We start from the raw sequence: 25,746 nt of genomic DNA, 5'->3' as shown, positions 1-25,746 counted from the left end.
GATAATGACTTTATTTTACCTTTGTGTCTTTTATTTTTCAATATTCTGACATTGAGAAATAAAAACAATATATGCATATTTGCATATTTTTGAGGGAGATATGTATGCTATCATTTTAAACGAAGGTTCGCTTTCTACTCTGAAAGCCCCTACATTGCATGAATCTAGTGTACCCAAACTTTAGATTATGTAGAGGAATGGAACCACTGTAGGGTTTCATTCCTCATGTTTGAATCAGTTGATGGTAATTATGTTTCCGCATTTCATAATTATTATCAGTGATATATGTAAGGCATCCATATGAAAATACGAGGCTGTTCAAAGGTTTTCCGTACTTTTGGGCAGCCTCACCCCGTTAAAAGGACGATACTTTATGTATCGTCCTTTTTGTATAAAAAAACACCCAATCAATTGAGAGATTGATTGGGTGTGAAAAAATTATTAATAATTTTTTTTGCGTTTTTTAGCTAAAATACTTAATAATCCAGCTAGTAGAAGAACGATACCTACTGTTTGTGTAGGATCTTCTTTATGACCTGTATTTGGAAGGTGCTTATCCGTATTTCGATCATCTTGCTGTTTGTTATCTGTTTCATTTGATGTTTCTTCGGAAGTTCCGTTTTTGTGTTTCTCAGATGTTTCATTGCCTTTGTTTTCTTCTTTATTTGGAGGAGTAACTGGCTTGTCATCTCCACCTGACGAAGATTCAATCTTTTTATTTGAAACTGTAATTTGTAGTGGTGTAGCTTGGGCTTTATCAATTGTAAAGTTTATTGGTGATGCATCTAATTGATAGCCTTTAGGAGCCTGTGTTTCTACTAATTGATAATTACCAGGTTTCAAATCATTTACGATTACTTTTCCGTGTTGGTCTGTTTTTAAACCTTCTCGGATGATTTTTCCATCTTGGTCTAAAATATTGAAAATGGCACCTTCAAGTGTTCCATGGTGATCAATATCAACTTTAGTTAACTCAATTGAACCTGTTGTTAAACTATTTAAAGCTGTAACAGAGGTAATCTGAGATTGTCCTTTCGTAATTGTGAAAGGAATTGGTTTAATGTTTAAATCATAGCCAGTTGGAGCTTTCGTTTCAATGAACTGATAATCTCCTGGACGTAAATCAGAAACAGAAATCTTACCATCTTTATCAGTAGTTAAATCAGAATGAACATCCTTACCGTTCATATCTACAATTTTAAAGATAGCCTCTGCAAGAGTAGTACCATCGATGTCATCAACTTTAGTTAATTCAACTGCGCCTTTAGTTAAGCTGTTAGTAGCAGTAACAGAAGCTTTAGCAGTTTGACTCTTTTCAATAGTAAACTTGATAGGATTTTGATTTAAGTCATAATGCTTAGGAGCTTTCGTTTCAATGAACTGATAATCTCCCGGACGTAAATCAGAAACAGAAATCTTCCCATCTTTATCAGTAGTTAAATCAGAACGAACATCCTTGCCGTCCATATCTACAATTTTAAAGATTGCTCCTTCAAGAGTAGTACCATCGATGTCATCAACTTTAGTTAATTCAACTGCGCCTTTAGTTAAGCTATTCGTAGCAGTAACAGAGGCGATTTTTTCTTGGCCTTTTTTAACTGTGAACTTAATAGGTGTTTTGTTTAAGTCATAGTGTTCAGGAGCTTTTGTTTCGATAAACTCATAGTCTCCTGGCGGTAATTCATCCACAACTAAACGGCCGTTTTTATCAGTAGTTAAATCGGTACGAACATCGTGTCCATCCTTATTAACAATTTTAAATACTGCACCTTCAAGTGTTGTGTTTTGCTTGGCATCATCAACTTTAATTAACTCAACACTACCTTTCGTTAAGCTATTAATAGCTGTAACGAAGACATGCTTTGTTTGACTTCTTTCGATTGTGAACTTAATTGGTTCTTCATTTAAGTCGTAATGTTTAGGAGCTTTTGTTTCAATAAATTGATAGTCTCCTGGTTGTAAGTCTTTAGCGATGATTTTTCCATCTTTATTGGTAACTAAATTCGTACGAATGTCGTTACCGTTCAGATCAGTAATTTTAAATACCGCACCTTCTAGCATTTCTTTCTTATCTATAGAGTCAACTTTCGTTAATTCCACGCCACCTTTTGTTAGGCCATTCTTAGCAGTAACAGAAGCGTGAGTTAGTTGACTTTTTTCGATAGTGAAGCTAATAGGTGTTTTATTTAAATCGTAATGCTTAGGAGCTTTCATTTCAATGAATTGATAGTCTCCTGGGCGTAAGTTCGTAGCAGTAATCTTACCATCTTTATCAGTAGTTAAATCAGTGCGAACAATTTTACCTTTCGCATCGATGATGTTAAACACTGCATCAGAAAGTTTTGTATCTGGATTTATATCATCCACTTTTATTAATTCTACAGCACCCTCAGTTAAGCTATTTGTAGTAGTAACTTGGAGCTTTTCTTTTTGGCTTTTCTTAATTGTAAACTTAATAGGTGTACTATCTAATTTATAGTGTTCAGGAGCTTTCGTTTCAACAAACTGATAGTCCCCAGGACGTAAATCAGAAACAGAAATTTTTCCATGTACATCTGTTGTAAGCTCAGTGCGAATGTCATTACCATTCATATCAGTAATTTTAAATATCGCATCTTTAAGAGCGGTACCATCAACATCATCCACTTTAGAAAGCTCCACAGTGCCTTTCGTTAAGCTATTTGTAGCTGTAACAGAGACAGGCTCAGCTTGGCTCTGTGTGATTGTGAATGGAATTGGCTCTTTGTTTAAATTGTAGTGTTTCGGAGCCGTTGTCTCGATGAATTGATAATCACCAGGACGTAGGTCAGAAACGCTAATTTTACCTTGTTGATTCGTAACAAGATCTTTGCGAATTACAGTACCATTCATATCTACAATTTTAAATACTGCGCCTTCAAGAGTAGTGCCATCAACGTCATCTACTTTAGAAAGTTCCACGCCGCCTTTTGTTAAACTATTTTTCATAGTAACGGTAGCGATATCTTTTTGGCTTTTTTCAATTGTAAATATAATTGGTTTTTTGTCTAAATCATAGTGTTCAGGAGCCGTTGTTTCAACGAATTGATACGTACCAGGACGTAAGTTTTCGACAACGATTTTACCTTCACTGTTTGTTTTTAAATCTGTTTTAAGTACCTTGCCATTTTGATCTAGTAAATTAAATACCGCATCGGCAAGTTTTGTTTGATCGTTTAAATCATCAACTTTAAGTAATTCGATACTACCTTGTTTTAAGCTATTTGTAGCAGTTAAAGAAATAGATTTCTTCTGTCCTTTTTCAATAGTGAATTTGATTGGTGTTTCATCTAAAACATAATCCTTAGGAGCTTTCGTTTCGATGAATTGGTAATCACCAGGACGTAGGTCGTTAATTTCGATTAGTCCTTGTTCATTTGTAACAAGGTCTTTATGAACTACATCACCGTTCATATTAACAATTTTAAATACTGCATCTTTAAGAACAGTGGCATCAACATCATCTACTTTAGAAAGTTTAACAGCACCCTTTGTTAAAGCATTTGTAGCAGTGACATGAAGAGCTTCAGTTTGGCTCTTTTTAATTGTAAATACGATAGGTTTTTTATCTAAAACGTAATGTTCAGGAGCAATTGTTTCAACGAATTGATACGTACCAGGACGTAGATTTTCAACAACAATTTTACCTTCATCATTTGTTTTTAAGCCTTCTTCAACTAGCTCTCCGTCTGCATCTAATAAATTAAATACGGCGTTAGCAAGTTTTGTATTTATATCAATATCGTCAATCTTTGTTAGTTCAACGCTACCTTTTTTCAAAGCATTTTTACCTGTAACATTGATCTCTTTCGTTTGACTTCTTTCAATTGTAAACGGAATTTGTGTTTCTTCTAATACATAGTGCTCAGGAGCTTTTGTTTCAATGAACTGATAGTCTCCAGGGCGTAAATCAGAAACAGAAATTTTTCCGTTTTTATCTGTAACAAGATTCGTATGAACTTCCTTACCGTTCATATCAACAATCTTAAAGATTGCACCTTCGAGCATCGTACGATCGATGTCATCGATTTTTGTTAATGTTACTGCACCTTTCTTTAAACTGTTAGTAGCAGTAACAGTAATATTCTCTTTTTGACTTTTTTCGATAGTGAACGGAATAGGCTCTTTGCTTAAGGTATAGTCTTTTGGAGCTTTTACTTCAACAAATTGATAGTCTCCAGGACGTAAATCAGAAGCAGTAATTTTACCGTTTTTATCAGTCGTTAAACCTTTGCGAATTACCTTTTTAGTATCATGAGCGTCAACGATTATAAATTCTGCACCTTCAAGAGTAGTGCCATCAACATCATCAACTTTTGTTAAAGTGACGCCACCTGTAAGTAAACTGTTTTTTACAGTAACAGGGATAGGAAGATCTTCCTTACTACCTTTTTTAATTGTGAACTTAATAGGTGTTTGATCTAATTTATAATGTTCAGGAGCTTTCACTTCAATAAATTGATAATCGCCTGGTGCTAAATCAGGGATGACTAATACTCCGTGTGCATCTGTTATTAAATCTTTCATAATTTCTTTGCCAGTTGCGTCTTGTAATGTGAATACAGCGCCAGCAAGAGCTTTCGCGCTCTCCACGTCATCTTCTTTAATTAATTTGACCTTTCCTTTCGTCAAACTATTTTTGAAAGTAATAGGGATGAGTTTTTGTTGACTCTTTTCAATTATAAATTCAATTGGTTCTTCATTTACATCGTAATAAGTAGGAGCCTTCGTCTCGATTAGCTTATAATTACCCGGACGTAAGTCTTGTACTACTAATTTACCGTCTTTATCAGTAGTAAGTTCCGTACGAACATCCTCACCTTTGTCATTAACAATTTTAAATACTGCACCTTCAAGGGTTTCCTTAGCATTTACAGAATCAACTTTTGTTAATTCAATACCACCTTTTGTTAAGCTGTTAGTAGCTGTAACGTTAATAGCAGTCGCTTGGCTCTCCTTAATTGTAAATTCAATAGGTGTTTTATTTAAGGCATAATGCTCAGGAGCTTTCATTTCGATAAATTTATAGTTACCTGGACGTAAACCAGTAGCAATAATTTTACCTTCCTGATTCGTAACTAATTCTGTACGGACATCTTCATTTTTATTATTAACGATTTTGAATACGGCACCTATAAGTGCAGTGCCATCAGTATCATCGAGTTTTGTTAGTTCAACATCGCCTGGTAGTAGACCATTTTCAGCTGTAATAACAATCGGTGTTTTTTGACCTTTCTCAATTGTAAATTCAATTGGTGTTGATCGCAGTTCATAATGTTCAGGAGCTTTTGTTTCAATAAATTTGTATTTGCCTGGACGTAAGTCAGAAGCTTTAACAGTTCCGTTTGTGTCGGTAGTTAATTCTGTACGAACGTCTTCGTTCTTATCATTCACGATTTTGAACATAGCTCCAGCAAGAGGAGTCTTTTTATCAAATTCGTCGACTTTTAATAGCTCAACAGCACCTGTAGTTAAACTGTTTTTTGCAGTAATTGAGATAATGCTTGTTTGACTTTTCTCGATTGTAAACGGAATTGGTTCTTTATTTAAGTCATAGTATTTAGGTGGTGTTGTCTCAATAAATTGATAATCACCAGGATCTAAATCTTTAACGGTCAAAGTTCCATCTTTTTCTGTTTTTAAGTTTGTACGGACATCTTCATTTTTGTCGTTAACAATTTTGAATACCGCACCTTCAAGGGTAGTGCCATCAGTATCATCCACTTTTGTTAACGTAATGTCACCTTTAATTAAAGCGTTTTTTGCTGTAACAGAAGCGACTGTAGTTTGGCTTTTTTCTATTTCAAATAGAATAGGCGTTTTGTCTAATTCATAATGCTCAGGAGCTTTTGTTTCGACAAATTGGTATTTACCCGGACGTAAATCTTTTGCTTCTATTTGTCCATGTTCATTTGTTGTTAATTTTTCATATCCAGGAATATTTTTTCCGTTGCGATCTTGAACAGTAAACTCTGCCCCTGCTAAAGTTTTATTATAATTATCCACTTTTGTTAAAAGAGCAGATCCTTTAGTTAAACTATTTGTCGCAGTTAGATTTACTACTGTTGTTTGATCTATAGAGATAGTAAACGGAATAAGTTTGCTATCTAATTGATAATGCTCAGGAGCCTTCGTTTCTTGTAAGTAGTAAGTTCCTGGTTTTAGTTTATCTATAATAATTTGTCCGTTATTATTTGTTGTTAATTCTTTGTGTTCTGGAATTACTTTTTTATCTTTATCCAGTAGTGTGAAAATAGCGCCTTGTAGTGTTGCATTTTTGTTCAGGTCATCAGATTTTATTAAAACTACTTTCCCGACAAATTTCTTATTTGCAAGTTTATATGTTGTAGTCTCTTGTGTACCAAGTTCAACAATTTTCCCTTGTTTTAAATCCCAGCTAATTACATAGCCTTCAGGAGCCTTTGTTTCTTTTAATAAATATTTATCACGTTTTAAATTATTAAATTTAGCGATACCGTCTTTGTCTGTTGTAATTTTACGGATAACAGTTTTACCTGTACGATCGTATAAAGTAAATTCTGCCCCAGCTAATAGTACGTTCTTATTGTCGTTATCTACCTTTATAATTTCAAGGTTTCCACGACCTTTGGTAGCAGATCCTCCACCTGAACCAGAAGACATTCTCACTTCAATTGTTTCAGTAGTTTCTGTGTTTTTAACTGTCAACTTATTGCCTGTGATTTTCGCTTTATTACTTACTTTTTCTTTATCGTCTGCATTAATAAGTGAGCGATATTCTAAAATATAAGCTCGATCAATTTTTTTCAAGAAGGCAATTTCGAAATGTTGCTTTCCGGTAGTATTGTCTGTTGTTATTTTGAGTTTATAGTCTGTTCCTTCTTTTAATTCGTTTACTTTATCTTTTGTTAAATTTCCATATGGATCAACAGTTGTAGGATATAAGTGGAATGAATCTTCCACAATTACCTGATTTTCGGTTGGGTCATCTGTTACAACCGCATCCGCAATGGTTGATTGGCTTTCGTTAATTGCGATACTCCAATTAATATAGTTGTCGTCTTGCACAGCTTTTTTAGTAACGAAGCTGCCACCTTTATTTACTTGAGTATCACCTGTAAGGGTGTTAACAATTTTAGAGCCATCTTTTAAATCTGCCTCGTTTTTGTAAGTGCCTTGGATAAGTTCACCATCAAGGCTTGTTTTAAAGATAATATAGTAAGGTGAATTAATTGATTGTTTGAAATGAACCTTTAGGGTGTTTTTATTTTTCTCTGTAGGTTCTTCAAGTTCATATTTCTCAGTTGGTACAGCATTACCAGGTTGTGCATTATCAGGATTTCCATTTAAAATCATATCGCGTACTTCAATGGATCCAGGAACTAATTTTTGTTTATCTTGTATTACGTCTATAACAGAAGGATCTTTAATCTCAACATTATTATAGTTAAAGCCTATTATCCAAGTAATTTCCTTCGTTTGAGCGTTATAAGAACCGTACTTATAACCATTTGCCTTTGTGAAAGTATCAGGATCGAAATTAGCTTCAACTTTATTTGATTGTGGCTTAGAATCCGTATCTATCCAAGATAGGTTACCTGTATTTTTAAATGAAGTTTTACCACTTTCTAGCTTTGTATAATCAAAGTCTGTCGTATATTTTACAACTAATGTCTTTGTCATATTAGACTGATATGTACCTATAAGAGTAATTTTGAAGCCTTTATCTGTTGCATCTAAAACATAGTCAGTCCCAGCTTGAAGGGTATAATTTCCATCTTTAATTTCTAGTTTTTTATCTTTTAATTGTAATCCACCATGATCAAAGGTGTCCGTAATGATCGCGTTGTTTAATGGGTAGTTGTTATTATTTACTATAATTGTCCAAGTTGTTGTTTTGTCTTTATAATTTGTTTCAGCTTTATTATTAGATTTAATAATATTTTGCTGCTTGAAGCTAGCTTCATTTTCTTTACTTGAATCATTATCAGCTGTAACTTTATTTTTTACTTTTCCATCTTCTATAACTTTATTAGTTGGCTTGGTTTTATAGGTAATCACATAAGCACTATTAATATCATCGTTAAACTGTAAATCGAATCCATTCTTCTTGTTATTTACAGTGTAATTATTCACAGCGTCACCTGTTACAAGCGTTCCCTTTTCATTATATGAAGCGTTTTTCACAACAATAGAATTTGCATCTAGTTCGTGTGTATCGTCAAAAATATCTTTTAAAATCGCGTCTGCTTTTTTGATCTCTCTTTGATCACCATTGTAAGTAATTGTCCACTCAATTGTTTGCGTCTTTGGATCATATTTACTTGTTTTATTTAAGTGTGTACCACGAGAAACCGTTACAGTAGAGCTTGCGTTTTGTTGCTTTTGATTATCACTCGTTATCGTAACGTTATTTCGAAAACTTTTAATATTTTCATCAGTAATTTTTGTGGCATATTCGATTTGATATGCTTTATTGATAGAATCTTTAAAAGCAATCTCCAATTTTGAGCCATCTGATGAAATAATATTGTAATCTGTTGGCTCAGCTTCTGCACCACGCATTACATTTCCATTAACATCAACTTCTAAATAATAAACTTTAATAGAATCTTTATTTAAGCTTGTACCCTGTGGGATGTTATCTTTAAAAACAGCATTTTTAAGGGTTTCTTTCGTTTTGTTCATCTCTACTTTCCAATTAATTTCATTTGTATTAATTGGTCTATCAGGTACCCCTTTTTTATTCGTAGCTGTTTGTACATTAGGCTTAAAGTCAACTGTAATAGAAACATCCTTATCTTTAATTGGGAAAGGAATTTCTTGTGTTGTTGTACCTTTAATTTCAGCTTTATTAAATTCTGTCTTTAATTGTAGGTTACCAGCAACATCTGGATGCTCTTCAACATAATCGTTGAATGTCATCGTGACTTTTCCGTCTTTTGTAACAGTAAAATTACCAATTTGATTGTTTTCACTATCATATAAAGGACTGTTAATTGTATTGTAGATCTTAAAATGTTTAGGAAGATCAAAAATATAGTAATCTCCGCTTTTCACATTCATTGATTTTAAAAGCTCCCATGTAAACTCAATATTGGCAGGGGAATCTGTGCTTGGACGGTTATCCTCTGTAAATGGTTTTCCGTCTTTATCCGTCAACTTTACACCGGTTAAAATGTTTGTTGTTATTTGCTTTGGACCTGAATTTGTATTCTCAACAGGGCTGCTTGCTAGCTTATGTTCTGGATTGCCAGTAGCAATTTTAGCTGCTGGGTTTTGTTCCGGATTATCGGTAACAGGTTTAGTTGCTGGGTTTTGTTCCAGATTATCGGTAACAGGTTTAGTTGCTGGGTTCTGTTCCGGATTATCGGTAACAGGTTTAGTTGCTGGGTTTTGTTCCGGATTATCAGTAACAGGTTTAGTTGCTGGATCTTGCTCCGGATTGTCAGTAACAGGTTTAGTTGCTGGATCTTGCACTTGTTTATTAGTATCCTGTTTGGTGCCATCTTCTTTAGAGTCTTCTACCTGAACAGGAACTGATATAGGTTGAACGATTGTTCCTAAAGGAAAAGCGATTTGAACTGATTTTTCTCCAGTTTTTAAAGTTGAGTTAAACACGGTATCAACTTTAATTTTTCCTTTAGCGTCTTTCAAATTTTCTACTTGATCATTAAATATTAATTTTAATTTATTATCTTTAGCTGTTATAAAATATTGACCAATATTTTTTTGATCTGTTACTAAATCCCCTTGCAAATCTTTAGATACTTTTAATGCAAGTGGTATTTGAACTACTGCTGTATCATTTGCATGTGCAACTTGTTGATCCTTTATTGACCAAGCGTATTCTACTTGAATGGTTGATCCTATCTTTATTAAGTTGTTAGGATTTTTTGCTTCGTCAATAATATGATTCGTTGCATCTTTCATTTCAACAGTGTCAAATAAGGAATCTCCTGTTAACGTTTCCGCTTTTACTTGATTGTATGGAAAACTAGCAAGCTGCGAAAATAGTACGAATACAATTAAACATATATTGAAAAGTTTTTTCATTTTTCCTCCTCTGAACATTCATTTGTCCATTGGGGACTTATTCCACATGAACAAATGGAATATTAAAAGTATTTGTTATAAGCTATTTGTTTTTGCTATCCCTCCGTTTCTATACGCGTTCTCAGACAAACTGGATTATGTTCAAAGTAATATTATTTAACGTAAAACAAAATGTATATTTACACAGTTATTTGGAAATATACACAATTCGACAAAAAATGTCGAAAAAAATACTGATATAAAGAATGATATCAGACCTTTATATGTGAGATAGTTTTCATGTATATCTAGTAAAAAAGAATGGTTATAAAGGTAAGTTTTACGATACATACTAACCAAGGTAGTGTATCCCCTTGTGAAGGCTTATTTTTGCCTTAAAGTTATGTGGAAATAAAAATCTAGATAGGGTTGTTTTTGGTCAGAATGAAGACAATATGTACTTTGAAAATAGCCATCTATTTTGTCTAAAGAGAGTTGTACGATTAGTGGACCGAAGTTGAAAGACGATAGTTTCTTACATTGTTAGAGGGATATAAGGATTACAGAATATTCGACTAACCCGTTACTACGGTCATTTTTGAGACTGTTTAAACAATAAAAAAGAAGGTGTTTTCCTCCTTAGCTACAATATCTTTTTAGTAAAGATAAGCTTAAGTAACCTCCGCTAAAGATTATATACTTAAATGATAAAGAGTTCAACAATAGTTCACATATTTTCCCAAAATTAAAAAACGGCTGTTTTATGTGGAATAAATCTACAAAACAGCCGTTTTTTTATATTAGATTTCTGTTAAGATTATTGGTTCGCCGCGTGTTACGACAACGGTATGTTCACATTGTGCAACAAGACTTTTATCAGGTGTAATGAATGTCCAACCGTCGTCACCACGCTCAATAATATGATCAGCTTTCATAGATATGAACGGTTCTACAGCGATAACAAGACCGTCTTTTAGAAGCGTATTATCCATTGGATCATAGTAGCTTAAAATGTGATTTGGTGCTTCATGTAAGCTAAGACCAATGCCGTGACCAGTTAAGTTTTGAATAACATTGTATCCACTTTTATGTGCGAAGTTTGAAACAGCACGACCAATTTGATTTTGTTTTGAGCCAGCTTTAACCTTTTTCATTGCTGCCCAAAATGCATCAACCGCTGCTTGGCAAAGCTTTTCTTTTGCCTCGTCTTCTCCAAGTACAAATGAAATACCTGTATCAGCATAATAGCCATCAAGTGCAGCAGATACATCGACGTTTACTAAATCGCCTTCTTTTAATACACGATCTCCTGGAATACCATGAGCAACTTCTTCATTTACACTAATGCAAGTTACACCTGGAAAATCATATTCTTTTTCAGGTGCAGAAATAGCACCATGCTCATCTAATACTTTTTTACCGATCAAATCAAGCTCTTTCGTTGTCATACCTGGCTTCGCTTGTTTTTTCATTTCTTCACGTGCAAGCGCAACGATGCGGCCGATTTTTCGTAAGCCTTCTAAATCTTGTTCATTACGAATAATCATGAAAACCACTGTCCTTCCTCGAATATATATCTTATCCGATTGTATCATGTTTATTTTCGTCCTGCTACTTGCTTGCGGTATGCGGGCTGATTCCTCTCACAAGGAATATATGACAATTGTCATATCGATGTCATGACGTATCATACTGTTTCCTAAGTTTTCCAGGTAATACAATGTAAATATAAGAAACAGTGGGGGTGGAGAGATGGAAAAGATTATTGAAGTAAATGGTGTTTCTAAAACATTTAAACATAAAAACGCAGTAAATAACGTTTCATTTCACGTGGATAAAGGAGAAATAGTAGCATTACTTGGACCAAATGGTGCGGGGAAGACGACGATAATTTCGATGATGCTTGGATTAAAAGATCCTACAGAAGGTACGGTTTCTATATTTGGAAAGAGTCCAAAGCAGAGAGGCGTTCGTAATAATCTTGGGGCAATGTTACAAGAAGTAAGTGTGATTGATAGCATTACAGTGGAAGAGGCAATAGAGCTATTCCGCAGTTATTATAAGAATCCTGTAGCGAAAGAAACGTTACTGCAGTTATCAAATTTAGAATCAGAGCGAAAGCAAAGATGTGAGAAATTATCAGGTGGGCAAAAAAGAAGGTTAAACTTTGCGCTTGCACTTGCGGGAAATCCGGATTTGTTATTTTTAGATGAGCCGACAGTCGGAATGGATATTACGTCTCGAAGAACGTTTTGGGAAACGATTCGAAAGTTAGCAAGTGAAGGGAAAACGATTATTTTAACGACGCATTATTTAGAAGAAGCAGATGCTTTAGCAAATCGTATCTTATTATTTGCGAACGGAAAGATTATCGCAGATGGTACACCAGACGAAATGAAAGCAACGATTTCGAGAAAAACAATCACATTTTATTCGAAGGAAAGCATTCCTACAAAATTACTAAAGGAATTACCAAATGTAACAGAAGTAAAGTCAAACGAAGGACGCTTCATTTTAACAACGGAGGATACGGATGCAACTTTAAAAGCCATTTATCAAAGGAGTTTACCTGTAACAGATGTTTCAGTTGAACGTGGAAGCCTTGATGAGGCATTTGAACAGTTTGTCGCAAATCAGAAGGGGGAAATCGCATGAGAGCGTTATGGATGCAATGCAAAATAGAAATTTTACGTACATTCCGCAATAAATTATTTATTTTTTTCTCATTATTAATGCCTGTTATGTTTTACTACATTTTTACAAATGTTGTTCAAGTACCACAAAACGGAGATGCGTGGAAGGCACACTATTTAATTTCGATGGCAACTTTCAGCATTGTAGGGACTGCACTCTTTAGTTTCGGTGTGAGACTTTCTCAGGAAAGAGGGCAAGGGTGGACACATCTTCTAAAAATTACACCGCTTCCAGAGGGAGCATATTTAACAGCAAAAATTATCGCTCAAACAGTAGTAAATGCTTTTTCAATATTAGTTATCTTTATTGCAGGGATACTAATTAATCATGTTGAGTTAACGGTAGGGCAATGGATTGGTGCGGGGCTATGGTTATTGTTAGGGGTAACACCATTTTTAGCATTAGGAACAGTAATAGGTTCCATTAAGAAGGCGGACGCAGCTGCTGGCTTAGCAAATATTTTAAATATGAGTTTAGCTATAGTTGGCGGGTTATGGATGCCGATTGAAGTATTCCCCAAAATATTAAGAACGATTGGTGAGTGGACACCGACATACCATTTCGGAAGTGGTGCGTGGGATATTGTAGCTGGAAAATCAATTGGATGGGAAAATATCGCGGTATTAGGAGGTTATTTCCTTATATTTGTTGTAGTATCAATATATATAAGAAAAAGACAGGAAGCGGTATAAATGATAGAGAAAAAGAGGATTGAGGTTTTTCCGAAACATATGGGGTTCTTTCCGTATATGTGGCTTGTGTATTTAGCGTTTCCGATTTATGCACTTGTACAAGAGGAGGGCTTAAGGTTAATGTTTGGGGCTGGTATGCTAATTCTTTTTGTATTAGCATACCAGCTGTATTTTGTTACAAAAATGTTCGCGATGTGGGCTTGTATGCAAATGGTTATAGCCTTGTTATTTAGTTTTTTTTATAGTCCGTATCTTATTTTTTTATGTTTTTTCACATCAAATGCCATAGCATTCGCACCTACGAAAAAAATATTTCGAATACTATTGGGATTATTAGTTGTAACACTTATAACATTTGTATATGGTGCGGGTTTTTCATTTACAAGCTTTATAAATACTGTACCGATGCTTATTTTAATGCTTGTTGCGCCTTTTGGGATGCGCAATTTTAATCAAAAAAAGATATTAAGAAATCAATTAAACGAAGCAAACGAGCAAATTAAAGACTTAGTAAAACGTGAAGAACGGCAGCGGATTGCGAGAGATCTTCATGACACATTAGGGCATACGTTATCTCTTATTACTTTGAAAAGCCAGCTTGTAGAGAAGTTAATTGTGAAAAATCCAGAGCGTGCAAGTGTGGAAGCGAAGGAAATTACACAAACGTCTCGTACAGCCTTAAAGCAGCTGAGAGAATTAATTTCTGATATGCGTATGATTACGGTAGAAGAAGAGCTAGAGCAAATAAAGGCAATCTTACAAGCAGCTAATATTGAATTAGAAGTGAGGCAAGAAGCAAGCTCGAGCTCGTTATCACCAATTGAACAAAATATTGTCGGGATGTGTTTACGTGAGGCCGTTACAAATGTTGTAAAACATAGTAAGGCAACGCGGTGCGCAGTTTCTGTATTAGAATCGCAAGGTGAGATGATTTTGAAAGTAGAAGATAACGGAATTGGTTTAACAGATCAAAATCATGATGGAAATGGTATCCGCGGCATGAAAGAACGAATTGCTCTTATTGATGGATTTGTTGAACTAGGTACAATCAATCCAGGGACGTTGTTAACAGTAAAAGTTCCAGTTGTTATTAGAACAGGAAAAGATGAGGTGAGGGCATGATTCGAATTATTATTGCAGAAGATCAACGGATGCTTCGTGGTGCATTAGGTGCCTTACTTGATCTAGAAGATGATATCGAAGTAATTGGGCAAGCGGCAAACGGGGAAGAGGCGCTAAAATTAATTGAATCGTTAAAACCGGATATCAGTATTATGGATATTGAAATGCCAATTCAAAGTGGATTAGATGTTGCTGAAGCGTTAAAGAAAGAAAAATCACCATGTAAAGTTATGATTTTAACAACATTTGCACGGCCAGGATATTTTGAAAGAGCAATGAAAGCTGGCGTGCACGGCTATTTATTAAAAGATAGCCCAAGTGAAGATTTAGCAGCAGCAATTCGTAATGTAATGAAGGGGAAACGAGAGGTCTCCCAAGAGTTAATGTTCGGTCTATGGCAGGAGCAAAATCCGTTGTCAGATCGCGAAAAGGAAGTATTGTTGCTTGCGAAAGAAGGAAAGACGGCAAACGAAATTGCGAAGGCACTTTATCTTTCACCGGGTACAGTACGTAATTATATTTCTGAAGTATTAACGAAGCTCGATGCGAAAAATAGAATTGAGGCAATTACAATTGCGGAAGAAAAGGGTTGGATATAAGAAGAAGTTTACCTAAGAGGAGTAAACTTCTTCTTTGTTATTGTACTTCTATTACCTTATTTACTTTTTGTAACGACTTGTAACCATGTGCTTCAAATGCCTTTGCAAATTCATTTGATACGGCAGTGCCATATAAATCTTTTGCAGCTTGTACGATGTGAGATTGAAGTGATTCAAAGTCTTCAGCGGAAGTTGCATAATTTTGCAATGCACGCATAACAACTTTGCTTACTTTTTCATTGCCTTGTTTTTGAACAGCAACACCGTTATATGTTTTACCTTCAGCTAATTGATATAATACGTGACTGATAATACCAGAATTCACGTGAGATTCTTGATTATTACCATCATTATAGAAATCTTGTAAATTTGTATATAATTTATGACCGCCGTCACCAATTTCCCTTGGGATATCACGAATTGTTAGGCCACCTAATGTATCGCCCATAATCCAGTTTCCTTTATCTTTCTTTACGTAATATTCGATTTGTGTACCCCAGAAATCCGCTAATCCCTCGTTTAGTGCAGATGTTTCAGCGCTTGGATATCTCACGACTTTATTTTTCGTCGTGCCACTGAATACAGCATGTCCAAATTCATGAGCTGTTACATCAAGAGCTGATGTTAGTTTGCCGTCTAAACCATCACCAAATACCATTTGGTTCCAAGCGGGATGCCAAAATGCATTTACATAGTCTTCTTTTATACCATCACTAACTTCAGTAGAATCAAAACCGTGTACACTAGCAACAACTTTTGAATCTTTATTATCGTAACTTTTTAGATTATGTTCTTTCTTAAAGTAATCATAAATATCACTCATGTTCTTCATAGCGCCCGCGGCTTCTTTATCTGCAAAATTAGGAGTGCTACTTGAAATTAGTGTCCCTGGATAACCAGCTTGACTATATCCCCCGAGGGAATCGGCGTAGTTTGCATTATAAATATAAATACCATTTCCGCGTGATAAATCCGCTAAATAAAATTTCCCATCAGTTCCTTTGGCAATATTGAAAGAGATGTTTTCTTGAAGTGCATTTTTCCCAGTTCCTTGCTCACTTGCAGTGGATAATCTAGGTGATGTTACTTGATTTATAGTCTTATTCTCTTTGTTTTTAATGAATTTTTCTTGGAAAAGTACTTCGCCAGTTTTTAGATCAACGATAGCATTGCCATTTATAATTTGTTCATTGTTTTCATAAGTAAATGTAATAACAGTTGCGAATGTATAATAGCCATCTTTTTTCTTATAAACAACGGTTTCGCTAGAGAATTCTGTCTCAACCGCATCACTTGGAATTTGAACTATATCGCGTAATTTAGATTTCACTTCATTTTTCGACAAAAAATTTGTTATAGTAAGATTAGGTTGTTGATTTAAATTTTGAACAACTTTACCACTAACAGTTGTGATCACTCCATTTTTATCTACTTTTACAATGAGATCTTGGCCATATACTTTATAGTTTTTATATGTTTGTGCAAGGCGAACTTCGGTTTGATTTTCTTTGGTTTCTTTATTTGTAGGTTGGAAATCTACATTTTTTTCAGTAGTGACTTGTTCTTGTTGAGCTTTAGCCCCATCTACCTCACCTTTTAAATACTTTTTAGCAATATTTTCTTTCGTATCATTTTGAGGTTGTGTTAATTTCCCGATTGTTAAACCAGGCTGAGCAATTTCAACTTTGACTGCACTTTTGTCTAATTCTTGAGCATGAATAGCTTCTGTTGATAAAGGGTAAAGAAGACCGAATGTAACGAAAGCACTGGCAAGTTTTCTATAATTCATCTATAACACTCCTAATCTATTATTGTATGTGAGATGAATTGTATGAAAAATTTGCCGAATTTTATATATATTATGCATTATTTCATATCAAAAATTGTCGAATGCACATTATTGTAGTGGTATGACAACTTAAAAAATTAGATTGTTATAATGGGATGGTGAGTAAGTATGCAAGCAGAGAAATTAGGAAGTGAAATTAAGAAAATTAGAGTGTTAAGAGGACTAACACAAAAACAGTTATCCGAGAACATATGTCATCAATCGGAAGTAAGCAGAATTGAATCGGGTGCAGTATACCCAAGTATGGATATATTGCAAGGTATTGCAGCGAAATTACAAATTCCCATTATTCATTTTTATGAGGTACTCATTTATTCGGATATTGAAAGAAAAAAACAGTTTAAAGATCAAGTCATTATGCTTTGTAAGCAAAAAAGATATAAAGAAATTTATAATAAAGTATGGAATGAGCTGAAAAAGGAAGAATATCATCCTGAATTCCAGCAATTTCTTCAATGGCAATATTATGTAGCTGCTTACGTGTTGAAAAAAGTCGATTACGAATATTGTATTTTAGAATTAAAGAAATTGCTCAATCAACAATTGACAGGAATTGATGTATATCAGAATCTTTATATTGAAAACGCAATTGCAAACATTTATGCTGAAAATGGCTATTTGAAGAAGGGTATTGATTTATTTGAACAAATATTAAAACAATTAGAGGCATTGCATGATAATGAAGAATTTGACGTGAAGGTAAGGTATAATCATGCAAAAGCATTATACTTAGATAGTCGATATGAAGAATCACTTTATCAAGTAAATAAAGCGATTGAAATATCATGCCGAATTAATAGTATGGCATTAATTGGACAGCTATATTATCAAAGAGGTGAATGCCTAAGGAAGTTGGAGTATGAAGAGGCAGAGATTGAAGATGCATATAAGAAGGCAAGTTTCTTTTTTGATATATTAGAAATGCATGCATATAAAGAAGCGCTCGTAAATAAAATCAGCAGATAAACAACCTAAAAAGTGGATATGCATAATTGCATACAATGTGAATAAATTTTCATGATATATTAAAAGTAAAAAATGTGGGTGATGGAATATGAAAAAATTACTTATTGGTAGTTTATTAACGTTAGCAATGGCATGGGGTATTTCATTAGGTGATACAACATTAGAGAAAAGTCAAATAATTTCTCATAATGATCAAGAGGTACAAGTAGCTGCAGATTTACCTTTTGAGTTTTAAAAAACAACCGCCTTATTTAGACGGTTGTTTTTTTATGGAGTAACATCCAAACGTCTTTACTAGAAACAGGTTTGCTAATAAAGAATCCTTGAATGTGATCACAATTTTGTCTATGTAAAAATTCCCATTCTTCTTCCGTTTCTACACCTTCTGCAATCACTTCTAAATTTAGTTCTTTTGATAGTGTAATAATGGAAGAGACAATTGCTTCTTCTAAAGGACTATTTGTAATTCCACAAATAAACTCTCGAGCAATTTTTAATGTGTTGATTGGATATTTTGTTAAATAAGCTAAAGAACTATAACCAGTTCCAAAGTCATCGATTGAAATTTGAATGCCGAGATTTTGAAGCTGTTCTAGTTTTGCAACTACAGATTGATTTTGATTAATTGCGATGCTTTCCGTAATTTCAATATCTAGTGCTTCTGGTTTCAGTTCTGTTTCTTCTAACACCTTTGAAATAGTTGGGATTAAATCAGCATGGTTAAATTGAACAACAGATAAATTCACACCAACTTTTAAGTGAGAAAAACCTTGATTATGCCATCTTTTTGCCTCTAAACAGGCAGTACGTAAAATCCAATTACCAAGTTCAATAATAAAACCAGTTTCCTCTGCTAGAGGAATAAATTGGGCAGGAGATACGATACCGAGTTTTGGATGCTTCCAACGTATTAATGCTTCAAAACCGATAATTTCTTTTGTTTTTGTGCTTACTTGTGGTTGGTATTCAAGGAAAAATTCATTTTGTTGTAATGCTTTTGAAAGTTCACCTTCTAAGAATTGAATTTCATTTTGAGCGATACTCATTTCTTTTGAGAAGAAAACAAATCTGTTTTTTCCATTTGCCTTCGCACGGTACATAGCCATATCAGCATTTTTCATTAACTCATTTACATCAGTTCCATAATCAGGATACATCGCAATTCCGATACTCGGTGTAATAGAGAGTTCTTCGCCTTGAATGAAGAATGGTTTGTTTAAAATAGTTAAAATCTGTTCAGCTATAAAAATTGCACTTTTTTCTGAGTACATTTCTGGTAATAGAATGGTAAACTCATCTCCACCTTGGCGAGCGACGACATCTTTTGAACGCAAGCAACCGCGTAGTCTGTTTGCTACTTCAATTAATAATAAATCTCCGACGTCATGACCAAGTCTATCGTTAATTTTTTTAAATCGATCTAAATCAAGGAACATGACGGCGACATCATTTGCGTTAGTTTGGGCTGTATTCAAAATGGCTTTTAAATCTTTTTCGAACTTTCGGCGATTTGGTAATCCAGTAAGTGCATCGTGAAAGGCTAAATGTTCTACTTGTTTTTGTTTTTCATATAAAGTGGTAATATCACGCGCTATCCCAAACATTCCGACCACTTCTTTGTTTATAAAAGTAGGGATAAGTGTAATATGGAGATAATAATAATAGCCTTCTTGTTCTTTTGTACGAACTTCTAACGTTTGTGGCTTACCTTCCTTTGTAATTTGTAAAGCCTTCTTAAGTAGTTCGTGGTCTTTTGAATCAATGAAGTGTACCAGAGAATAGCTTGCCACTTCGCAATAATAGGCAGTAAATAAGCTTTCGCATGCCTTATTAGATTGTTGAAAAATGCCATTCATATTTAAAGAGAAAACGGCATCGGGATGATCTTCGAATAAAGATTTATAGCGTTGTTCACTTTTTGATAATGCAAATGCACCTTCTTCAACTTCGCCCTCTAGTTGTGTAGTCAACTGTTCATATGTATGGATTAGTGCTTGATTATCTTTCCACATGTAAAGTTGCCGCAAGAATAACAAAATAAGTGATAACACGAGGCCGATTAACATGAATTTATCATCCCAAGGTTGAATGATAATAAAAGAAAAAGTAATAATTATACTAAAATAAGGTAGTATAAAACGTATATAATCGAATCGATAATATTTTGCTTTCGTTTCATGCTGCATTGGTTTATCCAAAATATATAGTATGGAAGAAAGTCCAATTAATAAAATAGAAGCAGTGTGTATTAAATAATTAATTTCAGCGGAAGTTTTCATCCCAAAATTCAATTGAAACAGATGAATATAACCGTATACGAGTATAATAGTGAAACCGATAATTAATGCGATTCTACTAGAAGAATATTGTTCTCTTCTATATAGGCTAATAACGGCGTAAATTACTAATGATTGTGCAATAAAATACCCAATTAAAATCCAAGTGTCCTTTGTTAACATGCGGAAGCTTGAAATATCTAAGATAAAAGTTAAGGTGAAATAAATGTTCATAATAATAATAAAGATGCTATCGAATGAGAATTGAGAAAGTCCCTTAATAGAGTAATTTTTTATAAACTTTATAGCAAATCCAACAAAGAGCAAAATATATTGTATGATAAAAAAAGGTAATGCTTTATATGAAAATATAGATTGATTATGCATGGAAATCGAACTAAGAAATAGGGTTATCTCCATAACTAATCCACATAGGCAAGTGCATAGTAATAAAATCCAAAATAGTTTATCACTGCGTTTCATTTTTTTAATAGCTTTATATAAACAGTGGCAAGAAAAAAGTGCAGCAAAACAGAATAAGAAAAGAATCCCAATTTCCTTTATATGCGACTCATTTGGAATAAAGAGTATCCAAAGAGCAAATATAGATATGTATATTATGACAAATTGTACATACTTTTTTTGATTAATCATATTATGACTCCGTTTCAATAAAGTTGAATCTCGGGGGAATGCTAATTTAAATAATAGCATATAAAATAGGATGTTTTTTACTATAAAAATTACTTTTTTGAAAAAATGGTGCAAAGTTACAATTTACCACTGTAACATTGCACCACTTATTCTTTTAATGCCTCTTATAGCAGAAAGTTCATCTATTAATCGGAATAGTGCTAAGTCTTTTTGTTTACTTTCAATCATAATATCGAAATTATGATTGTTTTTTTTTGCAACGTGTAAGAAGGGCTTAATAAACTCTAAATCGATATATTCAGCATGAGCCCTAAATTCTTTTTCCGATCTTGGGGAGGAAATGTGAACTTTAGGAGAGATATTTGTATGTGACCAAGTTTCAAAAATTGCAGGAAGCAACTCTTCTAGTGGTTGCTCGCAAAGATTGGCCATATGATGATGATAATCAAATACAAATGGGATATTTTCTTTTTGGCAAATTGATAAAGTTTCAGAAGTTGTATACGTTTTATCATCGTTTTCAAGGGTCATTTGTTTTTTTATATGTGCAGGAAGTTTTTTTATGTTTTCATGGAAGCGCTCAATTGCCTTTTCTTTATTTCCATAGGCTCCACCTACATGAATATTAATGTAAGAAGAATCTGCAATGCCTATAGCATCCAATATTTTATAATGATAAGTCATATCCGTAATAGCGTTAGTAGTAATATGTGGCTTGTCACTTGTAAATAAAGTAAATTGATTTGGATGAAAACTTATTCGTAAATTGTGTTCTTTAATTAAAGCCCCTATTTTACGCCAAAGTGGTGTGAATACCCCAATATAGTCAAACTCGACTTCGGGATGTGTTGCAAGTGGGACGATGGAAGACGATAGGCGATATAGCGGGATTTCATGCGCTATATTGTAATGAAGGATACGTATTGTGTGCTCTAAATTTTGCCTTATAACATGGTACAATTTGTCTTCTCGCTCTTGTTTGCTGAGTTTCTTAAAGCTTGTAAACGTCATTGTTTTGGCAGGAGAACAGTCCCAGAGTGCCATTGCATGTGAGACATATCCAAACCGCATAATCATATGAGATACACCTCTTTTATTCATTGTCTTTCCTATAAAAAGAAAGCAAGCATTGTTCCAATCCATTCTTTTCCTCTATCGATAAGAGAAGGTGGGTTTACATCGCTATAGGAAAGTACGGATGCATTCTCTAGATCTTCATGGAATTTATTTTTTACTGTTCGAATGAAATGTTTATTATATAACAGGCAGTTTATTTCATGGTTAATATATAAACTTCTCATATCAAAGTTTGCTGTTCCAATATCACAAATATCATCATCCACTATAATAATTTTGGCGTGAAAAAAACCTTGTTGAAATGCGTAAATATTGCAACCAGCCTGTATTAATTTTCGGCAGTACGGGAATTTTGCTTCTCGAACGAGAGGGTGATCAGCTTTTTCTGGAACGAGAATTGTGATTTGAACCCCTCTCTCTCTTGCTTTTAATAAGGCATTCATAATTTTTTTTCCAGGAATGAAATATGGTGTACCAATACAGATTTCTTTTTTTGCTCCGTTAATTAAATGTAAAAAAGTATGCTGTAAATAAGCACCATCAGTCGGAATAAATTGATGCATTATGGTACCTGGGTTTTGTTTTGGAAAATAAAGAGAAACATCCAATAAATTCTGTTTCGTATCATCAAACCAGTCATGCAAAAATTGCTTTTGTAAATCTTGAACCCCTTCTCCTGTAAGACGTAAATGATAGTCTCGCCATAATCCTAAATATTCATTATGCCCTAGATACTCTTCGCCGATATTAAAGCCCCCGATATAGCCAGTTTTCCCATCAATCACTGTAATTTTTCTATGATTTCTTTGATTGGCAGAAAAGAAAAGTAGAGGAAATTTTATCTTATGACAAAATGAAAAAGATACACCATGTTTTCGCAGGGAGCGAATAGCTTCGTTTGATAAATAATGGCTGCCAAATCGATCAAGTAAAAGTCGTACTTCAATTCCTTCCTGAGCCTTATCAATCAGCAACTTTAAAAATTCACGACTGATTTTATCGTTTTTTACAATGAAGAATAAAATATGAATGTGGTGCTGTGCTTGTTTTATATCAGTAAATAAGGCGTCATACAAATCTTTCCCGTATGTATAAAGGTGAAAATCACTTTGACGTAAAGGGAAAGTGCGAGAGCTTACCCGCTTTAAATGAAGAAGTCTCCCGTATGAAAGGTCAATTGTAATCCAAAGAGCAACGGATATTAACAAAAGAGATAAGTAGAGCATCAGTGAATTCCCTCCTTCGCATTCTTTTCACCTTCAGTGTGTTACAAATGATACGGGTAGCGCGGTTGTTATTATAAATTTCATCAGAGGATAGTATGTTGCACTGATTAAAGTTTCACTTTATCCCGCTTTAACGGGCAGTAAGCTTCCTACTTCAAAAACTGATGAATAAGTAGAAGTTAGTTTGGAAATCAACTGCCCGTAAAAGCCCGATTGGTTCAACTAATAATCAGTGGGGGATGAACCACCCCTACAGATTAAAGTTTCACTTTATAGTTTCACCGAAATAAACAGCTTTATGAAAAAATGTGTTGTTCTATAACAAAAAACTGTTGACTGAATGCTCACTCATTATATAATGGGGGTAGGGGATATAATTCAGAAAATTATATATTTTTGAAGATTCTAAAAAGAAAGAGGGCTTACAAAGAGAGGGGTAGCATAAAAATGAATAGCTTACTGATCATTAATTGGCTGGCTGCCATTGCTGTTATTGCTTATGCAGGATATTTGTTTGTATATCTTATACGGACGAGAATAGCCTACATACAATTAGGAAAAAAAATTGAATTTGACCGTCGTTTTAAAGAGCGTTGGGATCTTCTTAAGGTCAATGTTTTCGGTCAGAAAAAGCTGCTGAAAGATAAGAAAAGCGGCATCATTCACGTTATGTTCTTTTACGGATTTATTCTTGTCCAATTTGGAGCAATTGACTTCGTTTGGAAAGGACTCGCACCAGGATCACATCTTCCACTTGGACCACTATACCCTGCATTTACATTCTTCCAGGAAATTGTCACACTTGTTATTTTAATTGCAGTATTTTGGGCTTTTCATAGACGTTATGTAGAAAAGCTTGTTCGTTTAAAACGTAACTTCAAATCAGGTCTTGTTCTTATCTTTATCGGTGGTTTAATGATCTCTGTGCTACTTGGTAACGGTATGGGACTTATATGGCATGGCGAGGAGCTTTCATGGAGTGAACCAATTGCTTCTGCAATCGCTTACGTTTTTAGCGGGATAAATGAAACCGTAGCCATTTCAGTGTTCTATTTCTCTTGGTGGGTGCATTTACTAATTTTGTTAACGTTTTTAGTGTATGTTCCACAATCAAAACATGCGCATTTAATTGCGGGACCAGCTAATGTATTTTTCGGTCGTATTTCAAATCCAGGGAAGCTTGAAAAGATTGATTTTGAAGATGAAACACAAGAAACATTTGGTGTTGGTAAAATTGAAGACTTTAGACAAAATCAACTTATTGACTTATACGCTTGTGTAGAGTGTGGCCGTTGTACAAATATGTGTCCAGCAACAGGCACAGGGAAAATGTTATCGCCGATGGACTTAATATTAAAACTTCGCGATCATTTAACTGATAAAGGGGCTGCGGTAACATCAAAAGCACCGTGGGTTCCAGTAGTTGCCTTCAATAATACACAAGGAAATCAGTTAGCGATGATGGCAGCTGGAAAAGGACAACAAGAATCAGCGGCTACAACGCTCGCTTACGATCCGAGTTTAATCGGAGATGTTATTACAGAAGAAGAGATTTGGGCATGTACAACGTGTCGTAACTGTGAAGATCAATGTCCAGTTATGAATGAGCATGTTGACAAAATTATTGATTTACGTCGATATCTCGTTTTAACAGAAGGAAAAATGGACGCGGAAGCACAACGCGCGATGACAAACATCGAGCGTCAAGGAAATCCGTGGGGTCTGAACCGTAAAGAGCGTGAAACATGGCGCCAAGGTGATGACGAAGTAACAGTTCCAACTGTAAAAGAAAAATCAAAAGCTGGTGAGGAATTCGAGTATTTATTCTGGGTTGGTTCAATGGGATCATACGACAACCGTAGTCAGAAGATTGCAATATCATTTGCGAAGTTAATGAACGAAGCAGGCATTTCATTCGCAATTCTCGGTAATAAAGAAAAGAATTCTGGAGATACACCACGTCGCCTCGGAAATGAATTTGTATTCCAAGAGATGGCGACAAAGAATATCGAAGAATTTGAAAAGGCAGGAGTGAAGAAAATCGTTACGATTGATCCTCATGCTTATAACACATTTAAAAATGAGTATCCGGACTTTGGCTTGCAAGCAGAAGTCTATCATCATACAGAATTGTTAGCCCAGTGGGTGAAAGAAGGGCGTTTAAAGCCTGTTCATGCTATTGAAGAAACAGTTACGTACCATGATTCCTGTTATTTAGGAAGATACAACGAAGTGTACGAAGCGCCACGTGACATTTTGAAAGCGATTCCTGGAGTGAATCTTGTAGAAATGGCACGTAACCGTGAGACTGGAATGTGTTGTGGCGCAGGTGGTGGCTTAATGTGGATGGAAGAAACAACAGGCTCTCGTATTAACGTTGCTCGTACAGAACAAGCATTAGCTGTACAGCCATCCATTATCGGTACAGGTTGTCCATATTGCTTAACGATGATCAGTGATGGCACGAAAGCGAAAGAGGTAGAAGAAAAAGTTCAAACTCTTGATGTGACAGAGATTTTAGAACGATCTGTTATCGGACAGAAAAAAGAAGCGATGTAG

13 protein-coding genes are annotated in these 25,746 nt (G+C 34.6%); 7 read left to right on the top strand and 6 right to left on the bottom strand.

What is annotated here, in order from left to right; genetic code table 11:
• Window positions 1-441 precede the first annotated feature (441 nt).
• A complete protein-coding gene (locus tag NZ044_RS26390) occupies window positions 442-10,053 on the bottom strand; it encodes a SpaA isopeptide-forming pilin-related protein (protein WP_340950048.1) in 9,612 nt (3,203 codons plus the stop codon).
• 779 nt (window positions 10,054-10,832) lie between these two features.
• Window positions 10,833-11,627 carry a type I methionyl aminopeptidase gene (gene map, locus NZ044_RS26385; RefSeq protein ID WP_002083543.1) on the bottom strand — a complete coding sequence of 265 codons (795 nt, stop codon included), beginning with the start codon at window positions 11,625-11,627 and terminating at the stop codon, window positions 10,833-10,835.
• 157 nt (window positions 11,628-11,784) lie between these two features.
• On the opposite strand from map, the gene NZ044_RS26380 reads away from it, so the two are divergent.
• The 4 genes from NZ044_RS26380 to NZ044_RS26365 are packed head-to-tail and all read left to right on the top strand — an operon-like array spanning window position 11,785 to window position 15,139.
• Entirely contained in the window at window positions 11,785-12,687 is a 903-nt protein-coding gene (locus NZ044_RS26380; protein WP_000411122.1) for an ABC transporter ATP-binding protein, read from the top strand.
• Window positions 12,684-13,418 (top strand): ABC transporter permease, encoded by a 735-nt coding sequence (locus NZ044_RS26375; RefSeq protein ID WP_001202431.1) that lies wholly within the window; start codon window positions 12,684-12,686, stop codon window positions 13,416-13,418. The genes NZ044_RS26380 and NZ044_RS26375 overlap by 4 nt, the downstream gene beginning before the upstream one ends.
• Window positions 13,419-14,540: a sensor histidine kinase gene (locus tag NZ044_RS26370; RefSeq protein ID WP_340950045.1), complete on the top strand. Its 1,122-nt coding sequence runs from the start codon at window positions 13,419-13,421 to the stop codon at window positions 14,538-14,540.
• A complete protein-coding gene (locus NZ044_RS26365; RefSeq protein ID WP_000619243.1) occupies window positions 14,537-15,139 on the top strand; it encodes a response regulator transcription factor in 603 nt (200 codons plus the stop codon). Before NZ044_RS26370 ends, NZ044_RS26365 begins: the two co-directional genes overlap by 4 nt.
• Before the next feature lie 37 nt (window positions 15,140-15,176).
• Here the strand turns inward: NZ044_RS26365 and NZ044_RS26360 are convergent, their stop codons facing one another.
• Window positions 15,177-16,928: a M4 family metallopeptidase gene (locus NZ044_RS26360; protein ID WP_016099330.1), complete on the bottom strand. Its 1,752-nt coding sequence runs from the start codon at window positions 16,926-16,928 to the stop codon at window positions 15,177-15,179.
• A 168-nt stretch (window positions 16,929-17,096) separates the two neighbouring features.
• Here NZ044_RS26360 and NZ044_RS26355 point away from each other — a divergent pair, with 168 nt between their 5' ends.
• Complete coding sequence (locus NZ044_RS26355; RefSeq protein WP_001147494.1) at window positions 17,097-17,954, top strand: helix-turn-helix domain-containing protein; 858 nt, start codon at window positions 17,097-17,099, stop codon at window positions 17,952-17,954.
• An 88-nt stretch (window positions 17,955-18,042) separates the two neighbouring features.
• Window positions 18,043-18,189, top strand: a complete 147-nt coding sequence (locus NZ044_RS26350; RefSeq protein ID WP_000734733.1) for a quorum-sensing peptide PapR — start codon at window positions 18,043-18,045, stop codon at window positions 18,187-18,189.
• A 16-nt stretch (window positions 18,190-18,205) separates the two neighbouring features.
• On the opposite strand, the gene NZ044_RS26345 is transcribed toward NZ044_RS26350, so the two are convergent.
• From NZ044_RS26345 to cls, 3 genes are all read right to left on the bottom strand, one after another.
• Entirely contained in the window at window positions 18,206-20,884 is a 2,679-nt protein-coding gene (locus NZ044_RS26345) for a DUF4084 domain-containing protein (RefSeq protein ID WP_002162962.1), read from the bottom strand.
• 123 nt (window positions 20,885-21,007) lie between these two features.
• Window positions 21,008-21,961 (bottom strand): UV DNA damage repair endonuclease UvsE, encoded by a 954-nt coding sequence (uvsE, locus tag NZ044_RS26340; protein WP_014895365.1) that lies wholly within the window; start codon window positions 21,959-21,961, stop codon window positions 21,008-21,010.
• A gap of 32 nt (window positions 21,962-21,993) precedes the next feature.
• Window positions 21,994-23,187, bottom strand: a complete 1,194-nt coding sequence (cls, locus tag NZ044_RS26335) for a cardiolipin synthase (protein ID WP_000966425.1) — start codon at window positions 23,185-23,187, stop codon at window positions 21,994-21,996.
• Between the two features lie 447 nt (window positions 23,188-23,634).
• Between cls and NZ044_RS26330 the strand changes: the two genes are divergently transcribed.
• Window positions 23,635-25,746, top strand: coding sequence for a heterodisulfide reductase-related iron-sulfur binding cluster (locus NZ044_RS26330; protein WP_001086753.1), 2,112 nt, complete (start codon window positions 23,635-23,637; stop codon window positions 25,744-25,746).

Origin of the sequence: Bacillus sp. FSL K6-1338, from assembly GCF_038006965.1 — a bacterium.
GTDB lineage: Bacteria > Bacillota > Bacilli > Bacillales > Bacillaceae_G > Bacillus_A > Bacillus_A thuringiensis_S.
The sequence above is the reverse complement of the archived record's forward strand: the minus strand, read 5'-3'. Positions and strand labels throughout refer to the sequence as shown.